We start from the raw sequence: 26,221 nt of genomic DNA, 5'->3' as shown, positions 1-26,221 counted from the left end.
TCCAATCCAATCTCTACTTACCGATAACGAGCCAGATTGAAAAAATCACCCAGCCAGCCTCAGTACTTCATCCCGCAACCGCTCGACAACAAACGTCTGGCGCATCTGTGCGGTCCTTTGGATGAAAACCTGAGGCAAATTTCCTCCGCTCTCGATGTGACGATTTTCCGTCGCGGCGAAAAATTCATCGCCAGCGGCACCAACGCAGAACGCGCAGTCACCATTCTCGAACGCTTTTACGCCTTGGCGGACAAGCCGGTGTCGGTGGAAGATGTTCAACTGGCGCTGGTCGAACAACGTGCCACAGCGACCATCGATGCTGAACTCGGTGATGCAGATACCGCCATCGACAAGACAGAAAAGACTGAAATCGAAAGCCCGGTGCTGAAAACGCGCAAGCACGACCTGCGCGGTCGCACACCACATCAGAGCGAATATCTGCACGCGATTCTGGAACACGACATCACCTTCGGCGTCGGCCCGGCCGGTACCGGCAAGACTTATCTTGCCGTTGCCTGCGCTGTCGATGCGCTGGAACGCGATGCCGTGCAACGCATTGTGCTGACGCGTCCGGCGGTAGAAGCCGGCGAACGTCTGGGCTTCTTGCCGGGCGATCTGGCGCAAAAGGTGGATCCGTATCTGCGTCCGCTGTATGACGCGCTGTACGACCTGCTCGGTTTTGACCGCACACAGAAGCTGTTTGAAAAGCAGGCGATCGAGATCGCACCGCTGGCCTATATGCGCGGCCGCACGCTGAACCACGCCTTTATCATTCTCGATGAAGCGCAAAACACGACGCCGGAACAGATGAAGATGTTCCTCACCCGTATCGGTTTCGGCAGCAAGGCCGTGGTGACCGGCGACGTCACGCAGATCGACTTGCATCATGGCCAGAAGAGCGGCCTGATCGATGCGCTGAATGTGCTGCACGATGTGCGCGGCATCGCGTTCTCGCGTTTCACCAGCAGCGACGTGGTGCGCCATCCGATGGTGGCGCGCATCGTCGATGCGTATGAAGCTGCAGCGCCAAATGGCAATGCTCACATCACTTCCAACAACGCCGTCAAACGTCTCAGCCAGGGCCTGACTCAGTCAGCCAAGCCACGTCATGCAAAAAAATAAACTGACTCTTTCCGTCCAATACGCCGATCCACGTTTGAAAGAAAGCGTACCGCGCCCGCAGATCCGCCGATGGATTCAGGCGGCGCTGTTTGCGCCTGCCGAGTTGACGATTCGTTTTGTCGATGCTGAAGAAGGCCAGACTCTGAACCGCGACTATCGCGGCAAGGATTACGCCACCAACGTGCTGACGTTTGCCTACACAGAAGATGAAGACAGCGAAGTCACGCAGGCCGACATCATCCTGTGTACCGACGTGCTTGAAAAAGAAGCGGCTGAGCAAAAGAAGCCGCTGCTGGATCATGCGGCGCACCTGATCGTCCATGGCGTGTTGCATGCGCAAGGCTACGATCACGAAGAAGAGGAAGAAGCGACCGAGATGGAAGCTTTGGAGACGGAGATTCTGGCGGGTCTGGGCTTCGACAATCCTTACGCCGAACGCAGCTGAGCTGGAAACCCGCATCGCCGATTGAGGCGTGCCGCCGTTCATTTTTGCTTCAGGCCATCATCTAAGGTGGCTCGATGTCCATAGTGCAACAATTGGTGTAATGCTTTGCGGCATCGTTTATTTCAACACCGATGCCGTACTGACGCTGATACTTATTCCTTGTCGCGGTAGCGTCTGACCGCTGTCCGCAAAAATTCCAACTGCTGTCCAAAGCGCGTGCAACGGTCGCAAATAGCGAGATGCCAGCGCAGCGCCAGCCTTCGGGCAAACGATAGTTTATTGTCTTGCGCCTCGCACAAGACGCGGTGTGCTTCCTTGCATTTCATTTATTCTCTCCAGTGACGTCATTGTAGATGACGCGCCGTCACCCAATTCGCCGGTTCCATATCGTTTAGTCGGCAATCGCCCCGAATTCTTACATTTTGCTGACCACTTTCTCGCTAAATTTTTTAAGTGTTGGCAAAATGTCCTGCCGTTTTCATTTTTTTCTCTCCGCCTGTAAGAAATCACCCGATCGCTACGACCAAGGGGCATAGAATCGCAAAACGCCTCACACGAATCTGATCGAAGACGTTTTGCATCGCACTATGTAATCAGGAGACGATTGTGAAAGCTTCCCTATCGGTCATGCCGACCACCCCAGACGTTCCGCCCGCCAAGACAGTGCACCCGCTGTGGTTGCGCGTAACGCACTGGATCAATGCCTTCTCTGTCGTGATCATGATCGCCAGCGGCTGGCGCATCTACAATGCTTCGCCCATTTTTCCCTTCGTGTTTCCAAAAGAATGGACGCTGGGCGGCTGGCTGGGCGGCGCATTGCAATGGCATTTTGCTGCGATGTGGCTGCTGGCGATCAACGGACTCGTGTATCTCTCACTCAATCTGCTGAGCGGACGTGCGCAACGCAAATTCTTTCCGTTGCGCCCGAAGGAAGTGCTGCGTGACTTTGTACAAGCGCTGAAAGGCAAGCTGCAGCACGCGTCGCTCGATCACTATAACGCGGTACAAAAGCTGGCTTATCTGTCCGTCATCGCCGATCTCATTCTGATTGTGGTATCCGGTCTGGCGATCTGGAAATCGGTGCAGTTTCCCTTGCTGCGCGACTTGATGGGTGGTTTTGACAATGCGCGCATCGTGCATTTTTTCGCGATGAGTTTTCTGGTGCTGTTCATCGTCGTGCACATCGTCATGGTGGCGCTGGTACCGCGCACCCTGCTCGCCATGCTGCGCGGACGCTAAGGAGGACATCATCATGATCAAGAAACCCAATCGCCTGTCCTCCTCGCTGGATAGCGAACTCATCATCAAGGACGCGCGCCGTGAACTCGAATTGGCCATGCCTTCGCGCCGTCTGTTCGGCAAACGCGCGCTGACACTGGGAGGCCTGTCGCTGCTGACCGGCTGCGAGATCACCGATAACGAATCGGTCAACCGCATGCTCACCAATATCTCTCGCATGAACGACGGCGTGCAAGCATGGCTGTTTGATCCGAACAAGATGGCGCCGACCTATCCGGCGTCGATGATCACACGGCCTTTTCCGTTCAATGCGTTTTACGGTGAAGACGAGATCACCGAAGTCGACGGAGATGCATATCGCCTGGACATCAAAGGACTGGTCAGCAACAAGAAATCCTGGACGCTGCCGGAGCTGCGTCGCTTGCCGCAGGTGGAGCAGATCACGCGCCACATCTGCGTGGAAGGCTGGAGCGCCATCGGCCGCTGGGGCGGCGTCCCGTTTGCCGGCTTCCTGAAGCATATCGGCGCCGACCTGAATGCGAAGTACATCGCCTTCCGCTGTGCCGATGACTATTACACCAGCATCGACATGCCGACAGCGCTACACGCACAGACGCAGCTGACGCTGACCTACGACGGCGAAATTCTGCCGCCGAAGTATGGCTTCCCGATGAAGCTGCGCATGCCCACCAAACTGGGCTACAAGAATCCGAAGCATATTGCTTCAATCGAAGTAACCAACACTTACCCCGGCGGTTACTGGGAAGACCAGGGGTACAACTGGTTCGGCGGTGCTTAGCAAGTTGCCAAGTCATTGCCGGGTTCATGGCGCTTTTGCCACTTTTTTACCATTTTTTATTTCTAGGAGCTCCACATGAAAAAAGCACTCTCTACTCTGTTCGCCTGTTTGATGATGGCTGCCGTTTCGGGCGCCTACGCTGCTGACACCATGGCCAAGGACGACATGGCCAAGGATTCGATGTCGAAGGACAGCATGAAAAAAGACGGCATGAAGAAAGACAAGATGAAAAAGAAAGACTCCATGAGCAAGGACTCCATGGCCAAAGACGGCATGGCTAAGGATGGTATGGCGAAAGACGGCATGGCCAAGGACGAAATGAAGAAGTAATCACCCTTCGTTTCTTTCGACATGTTCGCGGCATGCGCATGCTGCGGACATGTCCATCCGGAAACTGTTGTTATTTGCGACATTCCGTCTGCTTCATTCGTTGTTCGCTCAGAGCGCGAAATCGCGTTTTAGTAGATTTGTCATATATTTGTTGTATCCTATGGCTCATCGAAACAACGTCGGACCCACGGCTCACGCCATATGCAAGATCACCCTAGTAGCGTCAAATCCATTGACGCTAAACCACACCGTTCTTTATTTGAACGTCTCACTGCACTCATCTCCCCTGAACCTGAAAACCGAGCAGAGTTGCTCGAAGTCCTGCAAGACGCCCACGAGCGCAATCTGATTGACGCCGATGCGCTGTCGATGATTGAAGGCGTGTTTCAGGTATCCGATCTGGCCGTACGCGACATCATGGTGCCGCGTTCGCAAATGGACACCATCGACATCACCAAACCGATCGAAACCTGGATGCCGGAAGTGCTGTCGACTTCGCATTCCCGCTTTCCGGCTGTCGAAGGAGAGCGCGACAAGGTGATCGGTGTCTTGCTGGCCAAGGATCTGCTGCGTTATTACGCGGAAGACTCTTTCGACGTGCGCGACATGCTGCGCCCCGCCGTCTTCATCCCCGAATCGAAACGCCTCAACGTGTTGCTGCGCGACTTCCGTGCCAATCGCAACCATATGGCCATCGTCGTCGACGAGTACGGCGGCGTTGCTGGTCTGATCACGATTGAAGACGTGCTGGAGCAAATCGTCGGCGATATCGAAGACGAATACGATTTTGACGAAGAAGAAGACAACATCCTTGCCATCAAGGACGGTGCCAACGGCCCACGCTGGCGCATCAAGGGTCTGACAGAAATCACCCAGTTCAACGAAACCCTGGAAACCGAATTCTCCGACGAAGATGCCGACACCATCGGCGGTCTGGTCGCCAACCATCTCGGCCGCGTGCCGCGCAAGGGCGACGAGTTCGACATCGCCGGCATGCACTTCGAAGTGCTGCGCGCCGACGCCCGCCAGGCACACGTGCTGCTGGTGGAAAAACTGCCGGAAAACCCGGCAGCCGAGGAAGAATAAGTTTCCCTGCGTGAACCTCCCGACTCACTCCACCGACGGCACAGACACTGCAACGGATGCCCTGACTGCGTCCGCCTCGTCCCCTCAGGTTGAAACGTCAACTGCGGCGACAAGGTGGACGCCGCTCATCGCTTTGCTGGCAGGCGTGCTCAATGTTCTGGCCTTCGCGCCCTTCAACATCTGGCCGATTCAGATTCTGACGCTGGCGTGGCTGTTCCGCCAGATCAGCCGCACAACGTCGTTCAGGCGCAATGCACTTACCGGCTGGCTGTATGGCTTTGGCTGGGCGGCCTGCGGCGTGCACTGGCTGTACATCAGCATGCACGACTATGGTGGCATGGCGGGATGGATGGCGGCTTTGGCAGTCGGCTTGCTGGCGGCCTATCTCGGCATTTATGCAGCGCTTACAGCAGGACTGGCAGGTTGGGCCAGACAGCGCTGGCAGATATCGTCCGCCGTGTTGCTGTTGCTGGTGCTGCCAGCCTTGTGGGCTTTGTCGGAATGGGTTCGCGGATGGCTGTTCACGGGATTTCCCTGGCTCACTTCCGGCTACGCGCATAACGTCGGCCCACTAGCTGGTTTTGCTCCCATCACCGGTGTCTACGGCCTGGCCTGGATTGCAGCCGTCATCGCCGGCTGTCTGGCGATGGTGAGCCTGCGTTCAGGTCGACGCATCCTGCCCGCAGTGCTGGCAGTATTGCTGGCATGTGCAGGCGCAGCCTTGCATTTGGTGCAATGGACAACACCTGTCGGCCAACCAATCACAGCGCGCTTACTGCAGGGAAATATTCCTCAAGAAATGAAATTTTCCAACGAAGCGCTGCTGTCTACGTTGAACATGTACGACGAGATGATCCGCAGCGCGCCCGCCGATCTGATCGCCACGCCAGAAACCGCCGTACCGCTGCTGCCGCAGCAGTTGCCGCCAGATTATCTGGCGCGGTTGATCCGTTTCGTCCAGACCTCCGGCAGCCATCTCGCGCTGGGCATTCCTCTGTCTGACGGCCCCAACCAGTACGCCAACAGTGTGATCGGTTTTTCTCCCGATCCGGCCAGCGCCAAAAGTCCTTATCGCTATGACAAGCACCATCTGGTGCCTTTCGGCGAATTCATCCCGTTCGGTTTCCGCTGGTTTGTCGATATGATGAGCATTCCACTCGGCGACATGACGCGCGGTAACCCGTTGCAACTGCCGTTTGCAGTGAAACAGCAATGGGTCATGCCAAACATCTGCTATGAGGATTTGTTCGGCGAAGAAATCGCCACCCAGTTGGCTGGTGCCTATTACGCCGGTCTGCCACAGGCCAGCATTCTTCTGAATCTGTCGAATATCGCCTGGTTCGGCAATTCCATCGCCTTACCACAACATCTGCAGATCTCGCAGATGCGCTCCCTGGAAACCGGTCGTCCGATGCTGCGCTCAACCAATACCGGCGCGACCGCCGTGATCGGGCCAAACGGGCAGGTGATCTCCGAATTGCAGCCCTACACACGCAATATGCTGAGTGCATCGGTGCAAGGCTATCAGGGCCAGACGCCGTACATTCTGTTCGGCAACAAGCTGATGCTGGCGCTGGCAATTGTCTCGCTGGCAGCGGCATGGCTGCTATCCCGCCGCAAGCGCTGAGGTTTCAGCGCAATTTCCTCGCCTTATTCGGTTCTATCCTCGATGCGGGGCGCATAAGCACTCCAAAAACCGCTAAAATTCAGGGTTTTAGCAATTCCTTGCCTGCCATCACCGGCGACCACAAAAAAGATGCTCACATTTCAACAGATCATTCTCAAGCTGCAAGAATATTGGGATGCGCAAGGTTGCGCATTGCTCCAGCCGTACGACATGGAAGTCGGCGCCGGCACGTCGCATACTGCGACCTTCCTGCGCGCCATCGGACCTGAACCTTGGCGTGCCGCCTATGTGCAACCATCGCGCCGCCCGAAGGATGGCCGCTACGGCGAAAACCCGAATCGCATGCAGCACTACTACCAATATCAGGTTGTGCTGAAGCCTGCGCCTGAGAACATCCTCGATCTGTACCTCGGCTCGCTGGAAGCGCTCGGCCTGGATCTGAAGCAAAACGACGTGCGCTTCGTCGAAGACGACTGGGAAAACCCAACACTGGGCGCCTGGGGCTTGGGCTGGGAAGTCTGGCTCAACGGCATGGAAGTGACGCAGTTCACTTACTTCCAACAAGTCGGCGGTCTCGACTGCAAGCCGGTGCTGGGTGAAATCACCTACGGCATTGAGCGTCTGGCGATGTACCTGCAAGGTGTGGAAAACGTCTACGACCTGGTATGGACCGAATGGGTTGAAAACGGCGTCAAGAAGAACCTGACCTACGGCGATGTGTTCCATCAGAACGAAGTCGAGCAGTCGACTTTCAACTTTGAATACTCGAATACCGATTTCCTGTTCTCGCTGTTTGGCAACTACGAATCAGAAGCCAAGCGCCTGCTGGAAGTCCCGCTGGCACTGCCGGCTTACGAAATGATCCTGAAGGCGGCGCACACCTTCAATCTGCTCGATGCACGCGGTGCGATTTCGGTGACCGAGCGCGCTGCCTACATCGGCCGCATTCGCAATCTGTCGCGTGCCGTGGCGCAGGCGTATTTCGAATCGCGCGAACGTCTCGGATTCCCGATGGCTGACGCCGCAGCGACTGCACCCCAGGCTGCCTGATCACCTGAACGCCTGAACAAGTATTGACCGGATCGCGCAGCAGCTGTGTTCAACTGCTGCGCCAGACAAGCAAGAATTGGCAAGAAAATAGAAAATGACTCAAACACTTTTAGTAGAACTCCTGACTGAAGAACTGCCACCGAAAGTACTCGCCAAACTGGGCGACGCTTTTGCCAACGGCATTTTCAACGGACTGAAAGCACGCGACTTCCTCGAAGACGGCGCAGTCGCCACGGCCTACGCAACACCACGTCGCCTGGCGGTTGCCATCACCAAGGTGCGCGCCACCTCGCTGGATAAATCGATCCGCGAAAAAGTGCTGCCGGTCAGCGTCGCGCTCGATGCTGAAGGCCGTCCATCCGCACCGTTGGTCAAGAAACTCGCTGCGCTGGCAGCCCAGGTCGGCGTCACCGTCATCACGCCGGATCAGCTGGAACGCGCACAGGACGGCAAGGCCGAGAGCTTCTTCTACACCTATACCGCCAAGGGCACGGCCCTGCAAATCGGCTTGCAAACTGCGCTGGAAGAATCGGTCGCCAAGCTGCCGATCCCCAAGGTCATGAGCTATCAGCGCCAGCATGGCCGCGCCGCCGGCGACACCGTGCACTTCGTGCGTCCCGCACATAGTCTGATCGCCCTCCATGGCGCCACCGTCGTGCCGCTGAACATCCTCGGTCTGGATGCGGACAAGATCACGCAGGGGCATCGTTTCCTGTCGCAAGGCGCGATCGCGGTCGACTCGCCGGAATCCTATGTCGAGACGCTGATCAGCAAAGGCAAGGTCATTCCCGGCTTCAACGAGCGCAAGGAAAAAATTCGCCTCGATCTGCTTGGCAAGGCGGGCGACGACAAGGTGCTGATGCCTGAATCGCTGCTGGACGAAGTCACTGCGCTGGTCGAATGGCCGGTGGTCTACGAATGCAAATTCGACGATCAATTCCTGGCCGTGCCGCAGGAATGCCTGATCCTGACCATGCAGACCAATCAGAAATATTTTGCGCTGACCGATGCCAACGGCAAGCTGCGTTCGCGCTTCCTGATCGTCTCCAATCTGGAAACGCCGGATCCGCGTCACATCATTCAAGGTAATGAGCGCGTCGTACGCCCACGCCTGTCGGATGCAAAATTCTTCTTTGAACAAGACAAGAAGAAATCGCTGGCTGACCGCGTGCCGCAACTGGGCAACGTGGTGTATCACAACAAGCTGGGCAATCAGTTGCAACGCACCGAGCGCGTTAAGGCGCTAGCCGGCGCAATTGCCAAACTGCTGGGTACCGATGTGGCGCTGGCCGAACGCGGCGCCTTGCTGGCCAAGACCGACCTGCTGACCGATATGGTGGGCGAGTTCCCTGAGCTGCAAGGCATCATGGGCACCTACTACGCGCGCCACGACGGCGAGCCGGACGAAGTCGCACTGGCAGCATCCGAACACTATCAACCGCGCTTCGCCGGCGACGCTTTGCCGGCATCAGCCACAGGCACTGCCGTCGCGTTGGCGGACAAGCTGGAAACCTTGGTCGGTATCTGGGGCATCGGCCTGCAGCCAACCGGCGACAAAGATCCGTTTGCACTGCGCCGCCATGCACTGGGTATCCTGCGCATGCTGGTTGAAAAACGCCTGCCGCTGGCGATCCCTGTTTTGTTGAAGGAAGCGGTTGCGCTGTTCGCGGGCAACAGCAACTTCAAGGATCCGAGCGCTGACGTCCGCGCCTTCTTTTATGATCGTCTGCGCGGCATGCTGCGCGAGCGCAATTATTCGCCAAACGAAATCGAAGCCGTGGTCGCGCAACAGCCAGAAGTCCTGGACAACATCACCGAGCGTCTCGACGCGGTGCAAGCCTTTGCCGCATTGCCGGAAGCCGAAGCATTGGCTGCCGCCAACAAGCGCATCACCAACATTCTGAAAAAGATCGAAGGTGGTGTGACGGGTACGGTACAAAATGGCCTGCTGCGCGAAGCTGCCGAACAGGCGCTGTACTCGGCCATGCTGCTGTTGAAGCCGCAAGTCGATGCCGCATATGCCCTGGGCAACTTCAGCGGCGCGTTGAAAGCGCTGGCACAATTGCGCCAGAACGTCGACGCCTTCTTCAATGACGTCATGGTCAACGCCGAAGACGAACAGCTGCGCAACAATCGCCAGGCATTGCTGGCCGAGCTGCATCAGATGCTCAACCAGGTTGCGGACATTTCCAAGCTGGCGGCTTAAGATTCACAGGGCTCATACGGTTCTCAGGGATAGAGGGTAAGAAGAACATGAAGCTGATCATTCTGGATCGCGATGGCGTGATTAATCACGACTCGGACGCGTTCATCAAGTCGCCGGCAGAGTGGATCCCCATCAAGGGTTCGCTGGAAGCGATCGCTCGCCTGAATCAGGCTGGTTATCGTGTGGTCGTAGCGACCAATCAGTCCGGCGTGGGACGCGGTCTGTTCGACATGATGACGCTCAATGCGATCCATCAAAAAATGCACAACGCCGCGCAGCAGGTAGGCGCGGATATCGATGCCGTGTTTTTCTGCCCGCATGCCGCCGACGACAATTGCGATTGCCGCAAACCCAAGGAAGGCATGTTCAATGAAATCGCCAAGCGTTTCGGCGTCAGCCTGCGTGGCGGCGTGATCACCGTCGGCGATTCGTTGCGCGATCTGCAGGCGGGCTTCAAGGCCGGCTGCGCGCCCTATCTGGTATTGACCGGCAAGGGCGAAAAGACACGCGAAAAAGGCGGTCTGCCGCCAGGAACACTCGTCTATCCCGATCTCGCCAGCGTGGTCGACTTCATCTTAAAAGCGCCGGTAGAAGTGTCGGTTTAGGTTCTGTCCGGGCTTCGCGATGACGAGCCCGACCGAATCGTACAAGGGAGATTGAATTTTGCGTATCAACCTGTTTTTGCGTTCCGTTTTGTTCACACTGATCATGACCGTCACCACGGTCATCTGGTCAATGGCCTGCATCCTGTTTGCACCGTTTCCTTACGCCAAGCGCTATTACCTAACGTCGCGCTGGAATGTCATCGTGATCTGGGCCGCACGCGTGATCTGCGGCATTCGTTATCAGGTCAAAGGCATGGAAAACCTGCCGGATGCGCCGGTGATTCTGTTGTCAAAACATCAGTCGGCATGGGAAACAATTTTCTACCTGATCATCATGCCGCGTCCGCTGGTGTTCGTGTTCAAGAAAGAGCTAACCTACATTCCTTTCTTCGGTTGGGGTATTGCGTTGCTGCGCATGATTCCGATTGACCGCAGCAAGGGGCGCGACGCGTTCGCCCAGGTGGTCGTGCAAGGCCGCAAGCGCCTGGCCGATGGCCAATGGGTGATCATGTTCCCGGAAGGCACTCGTATTCCCGTGGGTCAGGTAGGCAAGTACAAGCATGGCGGCTCGCGGCTGGCGGTAGAAACCAACACGCCGGTCGTACCGATTGCGGTCAATGCCGGCGAGTGCTGGCCCAAGGGATCATTCGTCAAAAAACCGGGAATTATTACCGTATCGATCGGCAAGCCGATCTCGCCGGAAGGCCTGGATCCCGCACAATTAAGCCAACGCGTCGAAAATTGGATAGAATCGGAGATGCGCGTGATTTCCCCGGCGGTTTATGCCGCTGTAGATAAAAAGAACTGACCATCGGCCCCAATACATTGAAACTGCTTCGTCATTCACAGCCCGATCCTAACCAGCTGACGCTGCAACTGGATTTCTTCACCCCGACGCCGCTTGAGACGAAGCAGGAAAACCCGCCACCGGCGTTTGTCGAACCCGAGACATACATCCCCGCACCAGAGCTGACGCATCAGTCTCCGCTGCCGCCGATGTCGCCTCCTATCGGCCGCCCGGCCGAAGGTATGCGTCGCATCCAGCTGGGCGAGCACCATATCGACTATGCCTTGCTGCGCTCCAAGCGCCGCTCGATCGGTTTCCTGATCAGTGACGAAGGTCTACGCGTGACAGCGCCGAAATGGGTGACGCTGGGCGAGATCGAGAATGCCATTCGCGAAAAGCAGCGCTGGATTTTCACCAAACTCAACGAACGCCGCGAACGCTCGGCACGCCGCTTGCAACCGCAAATGCAATGGCGCGACGGCGCGACCCTGCCGTATCTCGGCCAGGACGTGACGTTGCGTATCCGTGCCAACCAGGCGGCCGGTATTGCGTACGACGCAGAGACGCTGGAATTGACGGTGGGTCTGCCGGCCGACGCCGGCGAGCAGCAATTGAAAGACCGCGTGCAAGGCTGGTTGCAGGCACGCGCGAAAGAAACTTTCGCCGCCCGTCTACCGATTTACGCAGAGAAACTCGGCGTGACGTATCAGTCCTTCGCCCTGTCGTCAGCGACGACGCAATGGGGTTCATGCACAGCCGATGGACGCATCCGCCTGAACTGGCGCCTGATGCATTTTGCCCTGCCGCTGATTGACTATGTGATCGCGCACGAGCTGTCGCACCTGCGCGAGATGAACCACAGCCCGCGCTTCTGGGCGACCGTGCAATCCATCTTCCCTGAATTTGAAACGGCAAAGCGGGCATTGCGCGAAAGCGCCCCGGAAACCCTGCCGATTTTCTGACCTTTTGATTTTCTGAACGGCCTGCTCATACGGTGCGAGATCGCGCCAGTACGAGCAGGCCTTTTTCTTTTTGCAGTAAGCGCTCGCCTACGCAATACGCGCCTGGCAATCCTGCTTACAGTCCCTTGCCCGGTTCGCTGTCTTTACGCTCAATGAACTCGATCTTGTAGCCGTCCGGATCGGTAATGAAGGCAATCACGGTGGTGCCGCCCTTGACCGGGCCTGCTTCGCGCGTCACGTTGCCGCCGGAGTTGCGCGCCGCATCACACGCCTTGTAAGCATCATCGACCGATACGGCGATATGGCCATAGGCGGTGCCCATGTCGTACTTGTCGACGCCATGGTTATAGGTCAGTTCCAGTTCGGCATGCTCAGGATTGCTGCCATAGCCGAGAAAAGCCAGCGTGTATTTGTATTCCGGATTGTCGCTGGTGCGCAGCAACTTCATGCCTAATACCTTGGTGTAAAAATCGATGGAGCGTTGCAGATCGCCAACCCGCAGCATGGTGTGCAGAATACGCATAGTGAGCCTTTTGCCTAAGAACTTATCGGAGTGCAAGATTGTAGCGCTGTTCGGCGCGGCTTGCCGGACCTCAGGCGGCGTAGAGAGATATCAAATGGCAAGATGGCATTAGTTGCGACGCAGCGACAAGCAAACATATCCATCGTCTTTCCTTTACCATGACGGCAGCAAGTTCGCCTATTCTGGCGAAGGCCATACAAGGGAGACACTTGCCAGAACGTGCAGCACATCAGCGATCCGCCCAATCGCACACAAAAAGTGTGATGGACAATAAGATGGAACAAGAACAATGCTCGTCGCCATAAAAAACAGCCGCCTGTTGCGTGAAGTCTCCGGCACCTTGTTGGTGATGCGCGAGACGTTCATCACTATTCTGCCGCTCTACATGCTGATGTCGCTGCTGGATCTGGCGTCAACACTGATCCCGGACAGTGGCAGCCAGCACAGCATCTATGGCGTCGTCCAGCTCATTTCCTTTCCGGTGAAACGCGCGCTGCCGTTCGCCGTGGCGACGCTGCTTGGCTACAAACTGGCGCGTCATCGCCGTATCGATCCCTTGGTGGGTGCGCTGATCAGCGGCGTAAGCTTCGCGGTCGTGGTGGCGCCCATGGCTGCTGCCAGCGACAGCACGGTGGCATCGGTTCTGCCTAGCGTGTATAGCATTCTGCTTCCGCTGTTGTCGATCTTTTTGCTGGTGATGATACGACGTTGCCGTTTTTTGCAAATCAATGGCAAAGAAGTCAGCCATTTGCTGGCAACCAGCATCAACAGCATCTTGCCGGCAGTGTGCATCGTGCTGATCAACGGCTTGCTTTGGCATTGGCTATCGTCACTGCTGATCAGCTCGATCAGCAGTCCTGGTGACTACCTGACACATTTACCCGTGCTGGTTCAGGGCAGCATTCGCGTCGTGGCGGTACATGTGCTTTGGTTTCTGGGCATACACGGCAATTATGTTTACACCAGCCTGATGTATGGCAACGACCTGAATCAGATTGTCATCCATCAGTTCACATTGGGCAGTCTGCTCAATACCTTCGTACTGTTCGGTGGCGCCGGCGGTACGCTCTCGATGATGGTCGCCATCTTCTTGCGACGCCACACCATGCGTCAGAGTGTGGTCGCCAAGATTTCACTGCCGCTGCAATTATTCAACCTGAACGACATCCTGATCTTTGGTTATCCCATCGTCTTCAATCCGTATCTGCTGGTACCCTTCATCGGGTTTCCCTTGGTCGGATTCTGGCTGGCGTATACGGTTGCCGCGCTGGATCTGATACCGCTGGTCGAGAATGTGCACTGGATCGTTCCCTTTGGCATTAATGCATGGCACGCCGGTGGCGGCAGTCTGCTAACCATCGGTTTTCAGTTGCTGATGCTGATCATCGGCGCGGGCATGTACTACCCGTTTTTGGCGCTGGAAAGCGGCGACTCGATCCGGCAAAAACTGAAAAAAGTATTCGCCACCGATGAGTTGCCCGACGCTCAGTTGGAGGTCACCGAGGAAGGATACTTTCATCGGCAGCAGCAAGTCATGCAATCGCATGCGCAAGCCATGGAGGCATTCAAACTGCTGGCGGCAGGCAAGCTGGAGCTTTGGTATCAACCGCAGATCGACGTGCGCAGCATGCAACTCTACGGCTTCGAAGCTCTGTTGCGGTTGCGCATGCCGGATGGCAAAATCATCGGTCCGTGGTTTATTGAGAAACTAGAAAATGCAGGTTATTCCAATGCCCTCAATAACTGGGTCATTAACCAAGCCCTGGAAGATCTGCACCAATGGAAGGCGCAAGGCTTCGAACCACGCATCAGCCTCAACCTGACTGCCGATTTTCTGTCTTCAGAAGAAAAAGTGAAAGCCTTGCTGGCGCGCATCGACACCAGCCTGTTCCACCTGAATCTGGAAATGCTGGAAAGCTCGTTCACTGATCAGTTTTCCGATCTTGTGCGCAACGTCAGCATGCTGCGCGACAACGGCGTGACCCTGGCGATCGATGATTTCGGCACCGGTTATTCCAATCTGGCGTTACTGCACAAACTAGGTATCGATAGCGTCAAGCTGGATCGCAGTCTGGTCGCAGACAGCGCCACACCACGCGGCGAACTTCTGTACCGGGAACTGTGCGGCTTGCTGAAAGCTTTCGATTACCGGCTCGTGGCAGAAGGCGTGGAAACAAAGGAACAACTGGATTTTGTCAGCACCTGCGGCATAGATATCGTGCAAGGCTGGTATTTTGCGGCGGCGCTGCCGCCGGCGGAAGCGATGCATTATGCTCCACCGGCGCAGACTGACGCTGAAACTAAGACTAACATTGATGCGACCTCAACCTGACCGGGCCATCCGGCTGCCCGGTCAGATCAATCTATGCGCCCAAGATACAGCTTAGAACTGTTCCCAATCGTCTTCTTTGGCTGTTGCTGTCGTAGCTGTACGTGCGGCCGGCAGACGCGGTGCATTGTCCTTGCGCGCCAGTGCCGGCGCCTTGGGTGTCACATCGTGTGACCGAGGTGATGCAGGCATTGCTGCCGACGAGGATGCATGCGTGAGGCGATTGCTGTCGATCTTAAACACACCGACAATCTGTGACAGATTGCTGGCCTGATCTTGCAACGACTGGGCAGCGGCCGCAGCCTCTTCCACCAGTGCAGCATTCTGCTGCGTCACCTGATCCATTTGTGTCACGGCCTGATTGACTTGTTCAATACCTTCGCTTTGCTCACGGCTGGCTTCGGTGATCTCGCCAACGATATCGGTGACGCGTCTGACGCTGGCGACGACTTCGTTCATGGTCTGTCCGGCCTGCTCGACGAGCTTGCTGCCGGAGTCGACTTTCTCCACCGAATCATCGATCAATGATTTGATTTCCTTTGCTGCCGCGGCGCTGCGTTGTGCCAGTGTACGGACCTCCGATGCGACGACGGCGAAGCCCCGGCCTTGTTCGCCGGCACGTGCTGCCTCAACGGCGGCATTCAGCGCAAGGATATTGGTCTGAAAAGCGATGCCATCGATCACGCTGATGATGTCGACAATTTTCTTCGACGACGCATTGATTGATTCCATCGTGTGCACTACCTTGCCGACCACGCTTCCGCCTTCGACGGCAACCGCTGAGGCCGATACCGCGAGCTGATTCGCCTGACGCGCATTTTCTGCGTTTTGCTTGACGGTGGAGGTCAGTTCTTCCATCGAGGATGCGGTCTCTTCCAGCGAGCTGGCTTGCTGTTCGGTACGACTGGAAAGATCCAGATTACCGGTAGCGATTTGCGACGAGGCGGTGGCAATTGTGTCCGTGCCGTGACGCACCTGACTGACGATATTGAGCAGGTTGTCATTCATTGAGCGCAGCGCGCGCAGCAATTGCCCTGTTTCGTCTTTGCTGCTGCTATCGAACTGCGACGTCAGATCACCTGCAGCAACGGTCTCGGCCACTTTGACGGCGCGGCTCAACGGCGATGTGATACTGCGGGTGACAAGCCAAGCTGTGAATCCAGCAAAGATGATCGCAATCACGCTCAAGGCGATCACCAGCTCACGTGCCTCCTTGTATTCGTCGGTGACTTCCTTGCCAGCAATCTGCATCAGTTCATTCTGATGCGTGATCAAGGCTTCAATCGCCGTCATGTACGTCAACTGCAGAGGTCGCACCGTTTGCAGCAGCAGCAAGGTCGCCTCGTTCTTTGCACCCGAGACCACCAGTCGCAAGACTTCGTCGCGACCGGTGTTGTATTGCGTGCGCGCATCGAGGATGGTCTTGATGAGTGCGCGACCTTTGTCTCCAGTCACGAGCGCGTCAAGCTTCTCCAGTGCCCCCTTGGTGTTATCGCTGGCCTGACGGATAGTCTGCATCTCCTTGCCGAGGTCATCGGCATCTGTCATCAACAGTACGTTGCGCGAGGAGCGTGCGATGACATTGACGTTTTTGATGATGTCATTGGCCAATACCGTCTTGGGATATTTGTCATTGATGACTTCATCCATCTGTTCATTGAGCGCAGACAAACGAGCCACACCGAGTAGCGCCATCGCTACCAGCAGCAGCACCAGGAATCCAAATCCGACACTCAGGCGAGCCCCGATTTTCAAGTTCGTTAAGCGCATACATTTCCCCTTTATTTATTGAAGTGCGAAGTGCTGATGTTCGAGCAGATAAATCGTACTGGCTGACGGCTGGCATGCCTGGCGCTGACCTACCGCCCAAGCGTATTGACGATACTACGCGCCGACAGGCCAAGCTTCAACCACTCAGGATCAATGATCGGAATTTTCTGCGATGTGAGCATCACTGTCACATTGATGCGCGGCAATTTTTTCCGCAGAGTAGCTGACATCTGTGTGCCAGACCATCAGGAAATTCCTGATATCACGCAATGTTCAGGGCCAGCAGGAGACATTTCATCCAGCATTCGACACAAGCTGCCTATGCAGCTGCGATGGCGAAATTGGAGGCTGCTTTATCTCGATGTGTTTTATTGTCCACGCATATCAGGAGTTGACGATGGACTTTATAGCTTGCTGCTGAAAGCAGCATGTAGATGACGCGCGAGAGGACGTCCGCAAATAAGCAAATCAGCGGATTTGCTTATCTGGCCGTCAGGTCGAGCGCTTTTTCTTGAGTACGTTTGCCAGTGCGACAAACTGTTCCGTAGGCACAGCTTCCGGCCGCGCTTGTGGATCGATGCCGGCGTCGATCAGTTCAGCCTCAGTCAGCAACCCCGCGACGCAATTGCGGATGACCTTGCGGCGCTGTGTGAATGCCTTGGTGACGACCTCTTCCAACAAGAACTGATCACATTCCAGCGGCTGCGCCAGCGGGATCATGCGCACGATGGCGGAATCCACGCGCGGTGGCGGATCAAACGCTGTCGGCGGCACCACGAACATCAGCTCCATGTGATAACGCCATTGCAGCATCACGGACAAACGTCCGAAAGCCTTGCCGCCCGGTTCTGCGACCATGCGCTCGACCACCTCCTTTTGCAGCATGAAATGCTGATCCTGAACATGTGGCGCCAGCTCGGCGAGATGGAACAGCAAAGGACTGGAAATGTTGTACGGCAAGTTGCCGACCACGCGCAGCTTGCGCCCTTCAGGCACCGGAATCGAAGTGAAATCGAACTTCAGCGCGTCCGCCGAATGCACCTCCAGACGTTGCGGGCTGAATTGCTTCTGCAGCCGTGCGACCAGATCGCGATCAAGCTCAACCACGTGCATGTGATCAAGCGACTCCAGCAACAGGCTCGTCATCGCTGCCAGGCCGGGACCGATCTCGACCATGATGTCGTCCTTTTTCGGCGCAATGGCGCTGATGATGTCGTACAGGACGGTCTGATCGGTCAGAAAATTCTGGCCAAAACGTTTGCGGGCAATGTGTTTCATAGAGAGTTCTTGGCGCGGGCCATAAGCGCCGCAGTCCTGATGGCTTCGATCATGCTGCCGTGGTCAGCCTCGCCCAAACCCTTGGCCGCCAGATCAAGCGCCGTGCCGTGGTCAACGGAGGTGCGAATGATGGGCAGACCGAGCGTGATATTGACGCCTTGGCCAAAACTAGCGAACTTAAGTACGGGCAAGCCCTGATCGTGATACATGGCAAGCACGCAGTCGGCGTGCTCGAGATATTTTTGCTGGAACAAGGTGTCTGCCGGGTAGGGACCGGCCACATCCATGCCGCGCGCCTTGGCCGCATCCAGCGTCGGAATGATAACGTCGATTTCTTCGCGTCCGAGATAACCATTTTCACCCGCATGCGGATTCAGCCCGGTAACCAGAATACGCGGTTTCGCAATGCCGAATTTATCGCGCAGATCGGCATGGATGATATCCAGCGTTCTACTGAGGCTATCGAAAGTAATCGCTGCGGGTACATCCTTGAGCGCCAGATGCGTCGTCGCCAACGCAACGCGCAGATGTGGATGTTCACCGCCTGCCAGCATCATGACGACCTGCGGCGTGGCGGTGCGTTCAGCGAGGTATTCGGTATGACCGGTAAATGGCACGCCGGCATCATTGATGGTGCTCTTTTGCAGCGGCGCGGTGACAATGGCGTCGAAGTGCTTTTTCAGCGCTCCCTCGACCGCGATATCCAGTGCCTGTAAAACCGCACGGCCGTTACGCGCATCCAGCACGCCCGGCACGATCGGTTCGTTGACGGGACAGTCGATAACGGTGAGGCGATCTTGTGGAAAATCGGGCAGACCGGTATTGCGGAAGGCTTGCAGCGATATCGCCGATAACGCAATGGATGCGTCCAGCCCGTGTGCCGTCTGCGCAAGATAGGCAGCGTCTCCGAGCAACACGCTGCGTACTTCAGCACGCAGCTCCCATGCAGCTCGGATGGAAATCTCCGGCCCTATGCCGGCCGGTTCTCCGCAGGTAATCGCCAGCGTAGGACGTTGGCGAGATTCAGAACGCGTTGCGGAGGGAAGATCGGACATCGGAAATCAGTTGTCGTCAGTGCGGAATTCGACATAAGCGCGATCACGCAATTGACGCAGCCAGTCTTCGGTCGCTTCGTCAATCTTGCGCTCGCGGATAGCTTGGCGCGCAGCGGCACGAGCACGCTCTTTAGACGCGTCGTCGGTCTTGCGCTCCACCACCTGAATCAGGTGGAAGCCGAACGGCGATTCGATCGGCTGGCTGATTTCGCCTGGCTTCAGTTCGTTCATGGCGCGCTCGAATTCCGGCACGGTATCGCCAGGATAAATCCAGCCCAGATCGCCGCCCTTGGATGCCGACAGATCATTGGAATACAGCTTGGCCAGCTCTTCGAAGGTAGCGGCCTTATGATCCAGACGCTCTTTCAGCTCCAGCAATTTGCGGCGCGCTTCAGCTGCGGACACCACTTGATTGACCTTGATCAGAATATGGCGAGCGTGCGTTTGTTCGACGGCCGGCGCATCGGCCTTCGCAGCGCCGGTGGCGCGACGATCAATCAGTTTGACGATGTGAAAACCGTTACCGCTCTTGACGATCGCCGACACTTCACCTGGTTTCAGACTAGCCACGGCATCAAGGAACAATTGCGGCAAGCGGTCCTGACCGCGCCAGCCAAGATCGCCGCCGTTCAAGGCATCGTTGCTGTCGGAATAGGTAGCTGCAGTTTTAGCGAAATCGGCACCGGTCTTCAACTGGCGCAGGACATCTTCTGCGCGTTGGCGGCGTGCCGCAACTTGTTCCGGCGATGCATTTTCCGGAACACGGATCAGGATTTGCGCCAGATTCAGATCTTCACGCTTGTTTGCAGCACCGTTGTCGGACGCCATGTAGTTGTCGACTTCGGATTCGGTAACAACCACCTTATTGTCGACTTCGCGTTCACGCAAGCGCTGCATGATGATTTCACGACGGATATCTTCACGAAAGGCCGGGAAATCCATACCTTCTTTTTCAAGCTGAACCCGGAAATCCGCCATCGACAATTTATTCTGCTCGGCGATGCGCGAGACCGCGCGATCAAGCATGGTGTCATCAACGACGATGCCGTTTTCCTTGGCCATTTGCGTCTGGGCCCGTTCAACGATCATCCGCTCCAACAACTGGCTTTGCAGTTGCGTACGCGGTGGCAACGCCATGCCTTGTGCGGTCAGGCGCTTTTCCACCTGACGCAGGCGATCCACCAGCTCCTGGCGGGTGATCACTTCGTTATTGACCACGACAAGAATCGAGTCAACCGGACGCGGTGCCCGCGATGGCGCTGCTGCCGGAGCAGCAGGCACCAGATTGACTGGTGGCGGTGTCAAGCCGGGAACGGCGGGCGTCGCTGTCGCCGCGAATTGTGCCTGGGCGCTGCCGACCATGCCGAGCGACATGCACAACAAAACGATGCCGGACGTGATACGTACAGAAGAATGATTGCGCATGGAGAAGGAAGCGTTCATAAAAAATGTCGATTAATAACGGGTAATGTCGTCGGGCTTATTAATAAGCTGGTAGCCGGGAATGCTGCTGCTTAAGGCATCCAGCGGATTGGAACCGATCTTCGAGAAGCCGTTCAGCTCAAGCTGAATAAAGAACGATGTCGATGCCTTGGTCGACGATGTCGGGATACGCTGCGCGACCAGACGGAAGACCCAGCAATCAGCCTTGTATTCCATGCCCAGCAAACCTTCTGCCACGGTCTTATCTGGGATGGAATAGTTGATGCGGCTGACAGCATACCAGCGTTGAGAGATCGGCCACTGTCCGGAGACGTCAAACTGCTTGAGCAAGCCGGTAGAGTTGGTTCTATCCAGACGATAAGTCAGGTTCAGCACCTTCTTCGGTGCCGGCTGCCAGCGACCGCCGAATGTCGAACGAACCATCTGATGCAAAGTTTCGCTGTACTGGACGGTGTTGTCGAGAGAGAGCTTATTGGAAATCTGGCCGCCCAACGATAGCAACAGATCGGACTTACTACCGTTGATTGTCGATGTTGTGCCGTCCAGCGTAACCTTGGGATCGGAAAAATAAAACCGCTGTCCAACCGCCATACGGAGACGCTCTAGACCATTTTCCTCAATGAAACGTGACACCAGCGCCCCGGTGATTTGGTTGGCATCGCTGATACGATCATGACCGACAAAACGATTCTCACTGAAGATTTGCGCAAAGTTGAAGTCTGCCAACCCCGAATCGAAATTCGGATATTGACTCTGATCGCGATAAGGAGTGCGAACGTAGAACAAACGCGGCTCCAACGTTTGGGTCATATCACGACCAAAGATATTCGTATCACGTTCAAAGGTCATCCCTGCATCCAGGGAGTAGGTCGGCACTACACGAGTCAGATTGGTCGGTGCGCCGACGGCAACGTTATTGAGTCGATAGGTTGTCGCATCCAACGATGCTTTCGGCGTAATGAAATAACCCGGACGAATGATGGGGTAAGAAATGGACGGCGTAGCGTACATACGATCGCCTCCGACCATTTCGGATCCTGTTGACGTACCCGCAGTAAATGTATTCGAAAAGCGAGCAAATTCAGACGCAAAATTCAGATCGAACCCACCAACATCCTGACGGGCAGCGGTTAAATTCAACTGTGGTAAACGATCATACGGCTTTTGAATTGGTGCAGTGACGTCTTGCAACAATTGATACTTCGTCACATGACCGGCTGCGCTCCAGTATTCCCCGGTGTAATTAAGGCCAACATCCCGTGTCAGCAATCGCTGGGTACTAGCGGTCACTGAGTGTGAAAAGTCACTCGGATAATCGTTATCGGACGCCTTGTTGACGTTCCAACCAAACACCAGATTGGGTGCTAGCGTCTGCGTGTGCAGCGTTGACAGCGAATATCTTCCAGTTCCGGTAACACGATCCTGAATCCCCTCAATCCGTGTCTCACCCGAATAGGTTTCACCCAGATAGCGAGCATCTGCGCCCAACAGCAGTCCGCGACGTGCGATGTAGCGCGGATAAAGAGTCAGATCGCGATTGGGTGCGATATTAAAATAATAAGGCACCGTCAGCTCTGCGCCCCCGGTACTGGTCACGCCGAAAGTCGGCGGCAACACACCCGACTTGCGCTCGCCCGATAACGGGAACGACATCAGCGGTGCGCCAAGAATCGGCACGCCCTTGAAATACACTACGCCACTGCGCATTGTGCCAACGTCGCGGCCGCTGTCCAGATCAAGTTTGGATGCCTGGAGATACCAGTCCGGGTCGAGCGCTTCACAGGTGCTGTATGTTCCTTCGGTCACCAATGCCTGATCGTCAGACAAAAAATCGATCTTTTCCGCTTTACCACGACCACCGTTTTTACCGAACAGGTAAGTCGGGTTGTTAACATAGCCCTTGCCGGAATCCATGTTCATCACGGCCTTGTCGCCGGTGTAACGATCCTGCAGACGCTTCATCCAGACGTGACCGGTGGCCTCAACTTCGTCCTTGATGATGCGGTATTCGGCTTTATCAGCCTTGATGGTGGTTTCGCCGCGCACTACTTCGACGTCGCGATCCAGATTGATCTGGCGGTCAGGACGACCGGTCATCTGTTCAGCGCTGATATTGACAGGCGAATCCTTGTCGTCGGCGGCTTTCGGCTGCTTGCCTTGCGTGTTCGGGGTGGTCTGCGCCTGTGCAGAAATGGGCAAAACGGTCGTCGCTGAGGCAGCCACGACAAGGGACGTAAAGAAACGCGACATCCGCAAGTCGGCGAGACGGCCAAAAGGAAACTTAAAAAAGCGGATCATGTAAAGAAGCGTTCAAACACCATGGCAGGCGATTTTTTGGATTTAATCCCTTATTATATGGGAACTCAACATCATCAAACGAATTCCTCTGATTGTTCATGTCTTTAAATAATTCCCCCACCGATTCGCGTCTGTCCCTGCTGCAGGCATGGCTGCCAACCCTGACTGCAACCCCGACGCTGGTCGAGACGCTACGACCCGCCTCTGCCGACGCCAGTTTCCGTCGCTATTTCCGCGTGGATACACCCGACAAAAAAACGCTGATCGTCATGGACGCGCCGCCACCGCAAGAAGACGTACGCCCGTTCATTCACGTCGCAGAAGTCTTTGGCAAAACCGGCGTGTCCGTGCCGTCGGTCCTGGCACAGGATGCTGAGCGCGGCTTTTTGCTGCTGTCTGACCTGGGTTCGACGACTTATCTGAATCAGCTCAACAACGACACCGCACATAAGCTGTACATCGATGCCATCGATGCGCTGATACTGCTGCAAACCCAGAGCAAGCCTGATGTTCTGCCGGAGTACGACCGCGCCCTGCTGTCGCGCGAGCTGCAACTTTTCCCCGACTGGTACCTCACCAAGCACCTGAATGTGACGCTGACCGATGATCAGAAAAATACCCTGAGCAAAGTCTTCGATACCCTGCTCGCCAACAATCTGGCGCAAACGCAGGTGTATGTGCATCGCGACTATCATTCGCGCAATCTCATGGTTCTGCCGAGTGGCAATCCAGGCATCATCGATTTCCAGGATGCGGTCTACGGCCCGATCACCTACGATCTGGTCTCGTTGCTACGCGATGCCTATATCCAGTGGGATGAAGAAATGGTGCTGGACTGGGTCATTCGGTACTGGGAACGGGCCAAACGCGCCGGCCTGTCCGTGGCCCCGGACATCGATACCTTCTACCGCGATTTCGAGTTCATGGGCCTGCAGCGCCATCTGAAAGTATTGGGAATATTTGCACGTCTTTACCATCGCGACGGCAAGGATGCCTATCTGAAAGACATGCCGCTGGTTATGGAATACACGCTCAAGGCGGCACGCCGCTATACCGCGCTGGTGCCGCTGGTCAGACTCATCGAAAAGTTGGAAGACAAAGCGCCGCAAGTCGGCTACACCTTCTGAGGCAGCACCAACAATGAAAGCGATGATTTTTGCCGCCGGCCGCGGCGAGCGTATGCGCCCGCTGACCGACACCTGTCCCAAGCCCTTGCTGAAGGTGCGTGGACGACCGTTGATAGTCTGGCAAATTCTGAATCTGGTGCGTGCCGGCATCACGGAGATCATCATCAATCACGCCCATCTCGGCCCTATGTTTGAAGAGACGCTGGGCAACGGTTCGCAGTTTGGGGCGCAGATTCAATATTCGGCTGAAGGTACTGCGCTGGAAACCGCCGGCGGCATCGCCAAGGCGCGCCGTCTGCTGGGCGAAGATCCTTTCGTCGCCATTTCGGGCGACATCTACATTCCGCATTTTGATTTCGAGCAGGTCAAGACCGTGCTTGAAGACAACGATCTATGGGGAAATCCGATACCATTGGACAAGCGCGACGTTGCCTGGATCTATCTGGTGAAGAACCCGCCGCATCACCCGACCGGTGATTTCGCGTTGAACAGCTTTTCGATCGCCAACGAAGGATCACCGCTTTATACCTTCGCCAATATCGGCGTGTATCGGCCGCAAATGTTTGATGCCATTACTCCTGGCGAACATGCAAAACTCGGGCCGCTGCTGCGCGAATATGCATCGCGCGGCCAGGTTGGCGGCGAGATTTATCGTGGCGAATGGATTAACGTCGGCACGGTCGAACAGCTGGAAGAATTGAATACGCCCCTCGCCGGCAGATAATCCGGATGATCTGGAAGAAAGTACCAACATGACCATAGCCTCCTTCACCGCCCGCCGCGCCAAGCTCATCGCGCACATGCAAGCAAAAGGTGGTGGCGTCGCCATCATCCCGACCGCGCACGAAGTCATGCGCAATCGCGATGCCGACTACCCCTATCGTCACGACAGCTACTTCTACTACCTGTCCGGCTTCACGGAACCGGAAGCCATCATCGTCCTGATCGCCCGCCCGGGCAAAGAAAGCCGCAGCATCCTGTTCTGCCGCGACAAGAATCTCGAACGTGAAATCTGGGACGGCTACCGCTTCGGCCCTGACGCGGCACGCACGCAATTCGGCTTCGACGAAGCCTTCGCCACGGATACGCTGAATAAAGAAATGCCGCAACTGCTGGCTGATGCGCCTGCCGTGTTCTATGCGCTGGGCCATGACGCCAAACGCGATGCGCAAGTGCAGGAATGGCTGCAAAGCGTGCGCGCACTCGGGCGTACCGGCGTATCCGCACCGTCGTCCATTATCGACGTCAACGTGCTGCTCGATGAAATGCGCCTGTTCAAGGACGCCGGTGAAATCGACGTCATGAAACGCGCCGGCATCATATCCGCCGAAGCGCACTGCCGCGCCATGCGCCTGTCGCGTCCCGGCCTGCGCGAATATCATCTGGAAGCCGAATTGCTGCATGAGTTCCGCAACAACGGCTCGCAGTATCCGGCTTACGGTTCCATCGTCGCCACCGGCGCCAACGCCTGCGTGCTGCACTACCGTGCCAGCGATGCCGAACTGAAAGATGGTGATCTGGTGTTGATCGACGCTGGCTGCGAACTCGACAGCTATGCATCCGACATCACACGCACCTTCCCGGCCAACGGCAAGTTTTCCGGTCCGCAAAAGGAATTGTACGAAATCGTTCTGGCTGCGCAAGACGCTGCCATTGCCGAAACCCGCCCCGGAAAGCGCTTCATGGACGGCCACGATGCCGCCGTGCGTGTGCTGGCGCAAGGCATGCTCGACACCGGCTTGCTCGACAAGAGCAAGGTCGGTTCGCTCGACGATGTGATTGCCAAGGGCGACTACCGCCAGTTCTACATGCACCGTACCGGTCACTGGCTGGGCATGGACGTGCACGATGTCGGCGAATATCGCGACCCGGTCGATAGCAACGGCGACAAGCCATGGCGTACGCTGCAACCTGGTATGGTGCTGACGGTTGAGCCAGGCATCTACGTGCGTCCAGCAGAAGGCGTGCCGGAGAAATACTGGAACATCGGCATTCGCATCGAAGATGATGCCCATGTCACGCCGGACGGCTGTGAAATCCTGACGACCGCCGTCCCCAACAAGGTCGCAGAAATCGAAGCGCTGATGCGTTCGGCTTAGGTCGTCCTTTAGCCGCTCCCAATTTCCACGACCCAAAACTC

At 56.3% G+C, this 26,221-nt stretch carries 23 protein-coding genes; 16 read left to right on the top strand and 7 right to left on the bottom strand.

Features of this window, described 5'->3' with window-relative positions; genetic code table 11:
• Window positions 1-36 precede the first annotated feature (36 nt).
• On the top strand, window positions 37-1,122 hold the full coding sequence (locus tag PQR63_RS13555) for a PhoH family protein (protein ID WP_408168416.1): 1,086 nt from the start codon (window positions 37-39) through the stop codon (window positions 1,120-1,122).
• Window positions 1,109-1,567: an rRNA maturation RNase YbeY gene (gene ybeY, locus PQR63_RS13550; protein WP_408168415.1), complete on the top strand. Its 459-nt coding sequence runs from the start codon at window positions 1,109-1,111 to the stop codon at window positions 1,565-1,567. The genes PQR63_RS13555 and ybeY overlap by 14 nt, the downstream gene beginning before the upstream one ends.
• Window positions 1,568-1,719: 152 nt before the next feature.
• On the opposite strand, the gene PQR63_RS13545 is transcribed toward ybeY, so the two are convergent.
• Window positions 1,720-1,893 carry a zf-HC2 domain-containing protein gene (locus PQR63_RS13545; RefSeq protein ID WP_408168414.1) on the bottom strand — a complete coding sequence of 58 codons (174 nt, stop codon included), beginning with the start codon at window positions 1,891-1,893 and terminating at the stop codon, window positions 1,720-1,722.
• 301 nt (window positions 1,894-2,194) lie between these two features.
• On the opposite strand from PQR63_RS13545, the gene PQR63_RS13540 reads away from it, so the two are divergent.
• The 10 genes from PQR63_RS13540 to PQR63_RS13495 all read left to right on the top strand — a co-directional run bounded on the left by PQR63_RS13540 (window position 2,195) and on the right by PQR63_RS13495 (window position 12,258).
• A complete protein-coding gene (locus tag PQR63_RS13540; protein WP_408168588.1) occupies window positions 2,195-2,806 on the top strand; it encodes a cytochrome b/b6 domain-containing protein in 612 nt (203 codons plus the stop codon).
• A 13-nt stretch (window positions 2,807-2,819) separates the two neighbouring features.
• Window positions 2,820-3,605, top strand: coding sequence for a molybdopterin-dependent oxidoreductase (locus tag PQR63_RS13535; RefSeq protein WP_408168413.1), 786 nt, complete (start codon window positions 2,820-2,822; stop codon window positions 3,603-3,605).
• 75 nt (window positions 3,606-3,680) lie between these two features.
• Window positions 3,681-3,935: a pentapeptide MXKDX repeat protein gene (locus PQR63_RS13530; RefSeq protein ID WP_094565262.1), complete on the top strand. Its 255-nt coding sequence runs from the start codon at window positions 3,681-3,683 to the stop codon at window positions 3,933-3,935.
• 201 nt (window positions 3,936-4,136) lie between these two features.
• Window positions 4,137-5,021 (top strand): CorC family transporter, encoded by an 885-nt coding sequence (locus tag PQR63_RS13525; RefSeq protein ID WP_408168411.1) that lies wholly within the window; start codon window positions 4,137-4,139, stop codon window positions 5,019-5,021.
• 61 nt (window positions 5,022-5,082) lie between these two features.
• Entirely contained in the window at window positions 5,083-6,648 is a 1,566-nt protein-coding gene (gene lnt, locus PQR63_RS13520) for an apolipoprotein N-acyltransferase (protein ID WP_408168587.1), read from the top strand.
• Window positions 6,649-6,777: 129 nt separating this feature from the next.
• The gene (glyQ, locus tag PQR63_RS13515) at window positions 6,778-7,698 is read left to right on the top strand and encodes a glycine--tRNA ligase subunit alpha (RefSeq protein WP_408168410.1); all 921 of its coding nucleotides are present in this window, start codon (window positions 6,778-6,780) and stop codon (window positions 7,696-7,698) included.
• A 94-nt stretch (window positions 7,699-7,792) separates the two neighbouring features.
• Window positions 7,793-9,904, top strand: coding sequence for a glycine--tRNA ligase subunit beta (gene glyS, locus PQR63_RS13510; RefSeq protein ID WP_408168409.1), 2,112 nt, complete (start codon window positions 7,793-7,795; stop codon window positions 9,902-9,904).
• 47 nt (window positions 9,905-9,951) lie between these two features.
• Window positions 9,952-10,509, top strand: a complete 558-nt coding sequence (gene gmhB, locus PQR63_RS13505; protein ID WP_198361729.1) for a D-glycero-beta-D-manno-heptose 1,7-bisphosphate 7-phosphatase — start codon at window positions 9,952-9,954, stop codon at window positions 10,507-10,509.
• 58 nt (window positions 10,510-10,567) lie between these two features.
• Window positions 10,568-11,317 carry a lysophospholipid acyltransferase family protein gene (locus PQR63_RS13500; protein WP_408168408.1) on the top strand — a complete coding sequence of 250 codons (750 nt, stop codon included), beginning with the start codon at window positions 10,568-10,570 and terminating at the stop codon, window positions 11,315-11,317.
• A 17-nt stretch (window positions 11,318-11,334) separates the two neighbouring features.
• Window positions 11,335-12,258 carry a M48 family metallopeptidase gene (locus tag PQR63_RS13495; protein WP_408168407.1) on the top strand — a complete coding sequence of 308 codons (924 nt, stop codon included), beginning with the start codon at window positions 11,335-11,337 and terminating at the stop codon, window positions 12,256-12,258.
• A gap of 115 nt (window positions 12,259-12,373) precedes the next feature.
• Here PQR63_RS13495 and gloA read toward each other — a convergent pair whose 3' ends face one another.
• On the bottom strand, window positions 12,374-12,781 hold the full coding sequence (gene gloA / locus PQR63_RS13490; protein ID WP_094565270.1) for a lactoylglutathione lyase: 408 nt from the start codon (window positions 12,779-12,781) through the stop codon (window positions 12,374-12,376).
• Window positions 12,782-13,070: 289 nt separating this feature from the next.
• Here gloA and PQR63_RS13485 point away from each other — a divergent pair, with 289 nt between their 5' ends.
• Window positions 13,071-15,113: an EAL domain-containing protein gene (locus PQR63_RS13485; protein ID WP_408168406.1), complete on the top strand. Its 2,043-nt coding sequence runs from the start codon at window positions 13,071-13,073 to the stop codon at window positions 15,111-15,113.
• A gap of 51 nt (window positions 15,114-15,164) precedes the next feature.
• On the opposite strand, the gene PQR63_RS13480 is transcribed toward PQR63_RS13485, so the two are convergent.
• The 5 genes from PQR63_RS13480 to PQR63_RS13460 all read right to left on the bottom strand — a co-directional run bounded on the left by PQR63_RS13480 (window position 15,165) and on the right by PQR63_RS13460 (window position 22,954).
• Complete coding sequence (locus PQR63_RS13480; RefSeq protein WP_408168405.1) at window positions 15,165-16,880, bottom strand: methyl-accepting chemotaxis protein; 1,716 nt, start codon at window positions 16,878-16,880, stop codon at window positions 15,165-15,167.
• Window positions 16,881-17,372: 492 nt separating this feature from the next.
• On the bottom strand, window positions 17,373-18,158 hold the full coding sequence (rsmA, locus tag PQR63_RS13475; RefSeq protein ID WP_408168404.1) for a 16S rRNA (adenine(1518)-N(6)/adenine(1519)-N(6))-dimethyltransferase RsmA: 786 nt from the start codon (window positions 18,156-18,158) through the stop codon (window positions 17,373-17,375).
• Window positions 18,155-19,213, bottom strand: a complete 1,059-nt coding sequence (gene pdxA / locus PQR63_RS13470; RefSeq protein WP_408168403.1) for a 4-hydroxythreonine-4-phosphate dehydrogenase PdxA — start codon at window positions 19,211-19,213, stop codon at window positions 18,155-18,157. The genes rsmA and pdxA overlap by 4 nt, the downstream gene beginning before the upstream one ends.
• 6 nt (window positions 19,214-19,219) lie before the next feature.
• Window positions 19,220-20,656, bottom strand: a complete 1,437-nt coding sequence (locus PQR63_RS13465) for a peptidylprolyl isomerase (RefSeq protein WP_408168402.1) — start codon at window positions 20,654-20,656, stop codon at window positions 19,220-19,222.
• Window positions 20,657-20,668: 12 nt separating this feature from the next.
• On the bottom strand, window positions 20,669-22,954 hold the full coding sequence (locus PQR63_RS13460; RefSeq protein ID WP_408168401.1) for an LPS-assembly protein LptD: 2,286 nt from the start codon (window positions 22,952-22,954) through the stop codon (window positions 20,669-20,671).
• 98 nt (window positions 22,955-23,052) lie between these two features.
• Between PQR63_RS13460 and PQR63_RS13455 the strand changes: the two genes are divergently transcribed.
• Genes PQR63_RS13455 through pepP form a run of 3 tightly spaced genes read left to right on the top strand, consistent with a single transcriptional unit; the run spans window position 23,053 to window position 26,180 of the window.
• Window positions 23,053-24,081, top strand: coding sequence for an aminoglycoside phosphotransferase family protein (locus tag PQR63_RS13455; RefSeq protein WP_408168400.1), 1,029 nt, complete (start codon window positions 23,053-23,055; stop codon window positions 24,079-24,081).
• A gap of 13 nt (window positions 24,082-24,094) precedes the next feature.
• Entirely contained in the window at window positions 24,095-24,805 is a 711-nt protein-coding gene (gene murU, locus PQR63_RS13450; protein WP_408168399.1) for an N-acetylmuramate alpha-1-phosphate uridylyltransferase MurU, read from the top strand.
• Window positions 24,806-24,833: 28 nt separating this feature from the next.
• Window positions 24,834-26,180 (top strand): Xaa-Pro aminopeptidase, encoded by a 1,347-nt coding sequence (pepP, locus tag PQR63_RS13445; RefSeq protein WP_408168398.1) that lies wholly within the window; start codon window positions 24,834-24,836, stop codon window positions 26,178-26,180.
• The last annotated feature ends 41 nt before the right edge of the window (window positions 26,181-26,221 follow it).

It is taken from the genome of Herbaspirillum rhizosphaerae (genome assembly GCF_046025915.1).
GTDB lineage: Bacteria > Pseudomonadota > Gammaproteobacteria > Burkholderiales > Burkholderiaceae_D > Herbaspirillum > Herbaspirillum rhizosphaerae_A.
This window is presented reverse-complemented; position numbering and strand designations above follow the sequence as displayed.

Excerpts from the sequence above, each read along its gene's own strand:
- ybeY (WP_408168415.1), top strand. The coding sequence starts at position 1,109 with ATGCAAAAAAATAAACTGACTCTTTCCGTCCAATACGCCGATCCACGT.
- PQR63_RS13545 (WP_408168414.1), bottom strand. The coding sequence starts at position 1,893 with ATGAAATGCAAGGAAGCACACCGCGTCTTGTGCGAGGCGCAAGACAAT.
- PQR63_RS13540 (WP_408168588.1), top strand. The coding sequence starts at position 2,195 with ATGCCGACCACCCCAGACGTTCCGCCCGCCAAGACAGTGCACCCGCTG.
- PQR63_RS13535 (WP_408168413.1), top strand. The coding sequence starts at position 2,820 with ATGATCAAGAAACCCAATCGCCTGTCCTCCTCGCTGGATAGCGAACTC.
- PQR63_RS13530 (WP_094565262.1), top strand. The coding sequence starts at position 3,681 with ATGAAAAAAGCACTCTCTACTCTGTTCGCCTGTTTGATGATGGCTGCC.
- PQR63_RS13525 (WP_408168411.1), top strand. The coding sequence starts at position 4,137 with ATGCAAGATCACCCTAGTAGCGTCAAATCCATTGACGCTAAACCACAC.
- glyQ (WP_408168410.1), top strand. The coding sequence starts at position 6,778 with ATGCTCACATTTCAACAGATCATTCTCAAGCTGCAAGAATATTGGGAT.
- glyS (WP_408168409.1), top strand. The coding sequence starts at position 7,793 with ATGACTCAAACACTTTTAGTAGAACTCCTGACTGAAGAACTGCCACCG.
- gmhB (WP_198361729.1), top strand. The coding sequence starts at position 9,952 with ATGAAGCTGATCATTCTGGATCGCGATGGCGTGATTAATCACGACTCG.
- gloA (WP_094565270.1), bottom strand. The coding sequence starts at position 12,781 with ATGCGTATTCTGCACACCATGCTGCGGGTTGGCGATCTGCAACGCTCC.
- PQR63_RS13485 (WP_408168406.1), top strand. The coding sequence starts at position 13,071 with ATGCTCGTCGCCATAAAAAACAGCCGCCTGTTGCGTGAAGTCTCCGGC.
- PQR63_RS13480 (WP_408168405.1), bottom strand. The coding sequence starts at position 16,880 with ATGCGCTTAACGAACTTGAAAATCGGGGCTCGCCTGAGTGTCGGATTT.
- rsmA (WP_408168404.1), bottom strand. The coding sequence starts at position 18,158 with ATGAAACACATTGCCCGCAAACGTTTTGGCCAGAATTTTCTGACCGAT.
- pdxA (WP_408168403.1), bottom strand. The coding sequence starts at position 19,213 with ATGTCCGATCTTCCCTCCGCAACGCGTTCTGAATCTCGCCAACGTCCT.
- PQR63_RS13465 (WP_408168402.1), bottom strand. The coding sequence starts at position 20,656 with ATGAACGCTTCCTTCTCCATGCGCAATCATTCTTCTGTACGTATCACG.
- PQR63_RS13460 (WP_408168401.1), bottom strand. The coding sequence starts at position 22,954 with ATGATCCGCTTTTTTAAGTTTCCTTTTGGCCGTCTCGCCGACTTGCGG.
- PQR63_RS13455 (WP_408168400.1), top strand. The coding sequence starts at position 23,053 with ATGTCTTTAAATAATTCCCCCACCGATTCGCGTCTGTCCCTGCTGCAG.
- murU (WP_408168399.1), top strand. The coding sequence starts at position 24,095 with ATGAAAGCGATGATTTTTGCCGCCGGCCGCGGCGAGCGTATGCGCCCG.
- pepP (WP_408168398.1), top strand. The coding sequence starts at position 24,834 with ATGACCATAGCCTCCTTCACCGCCCGCCGCGCCAAGCTCATCGCGCAC.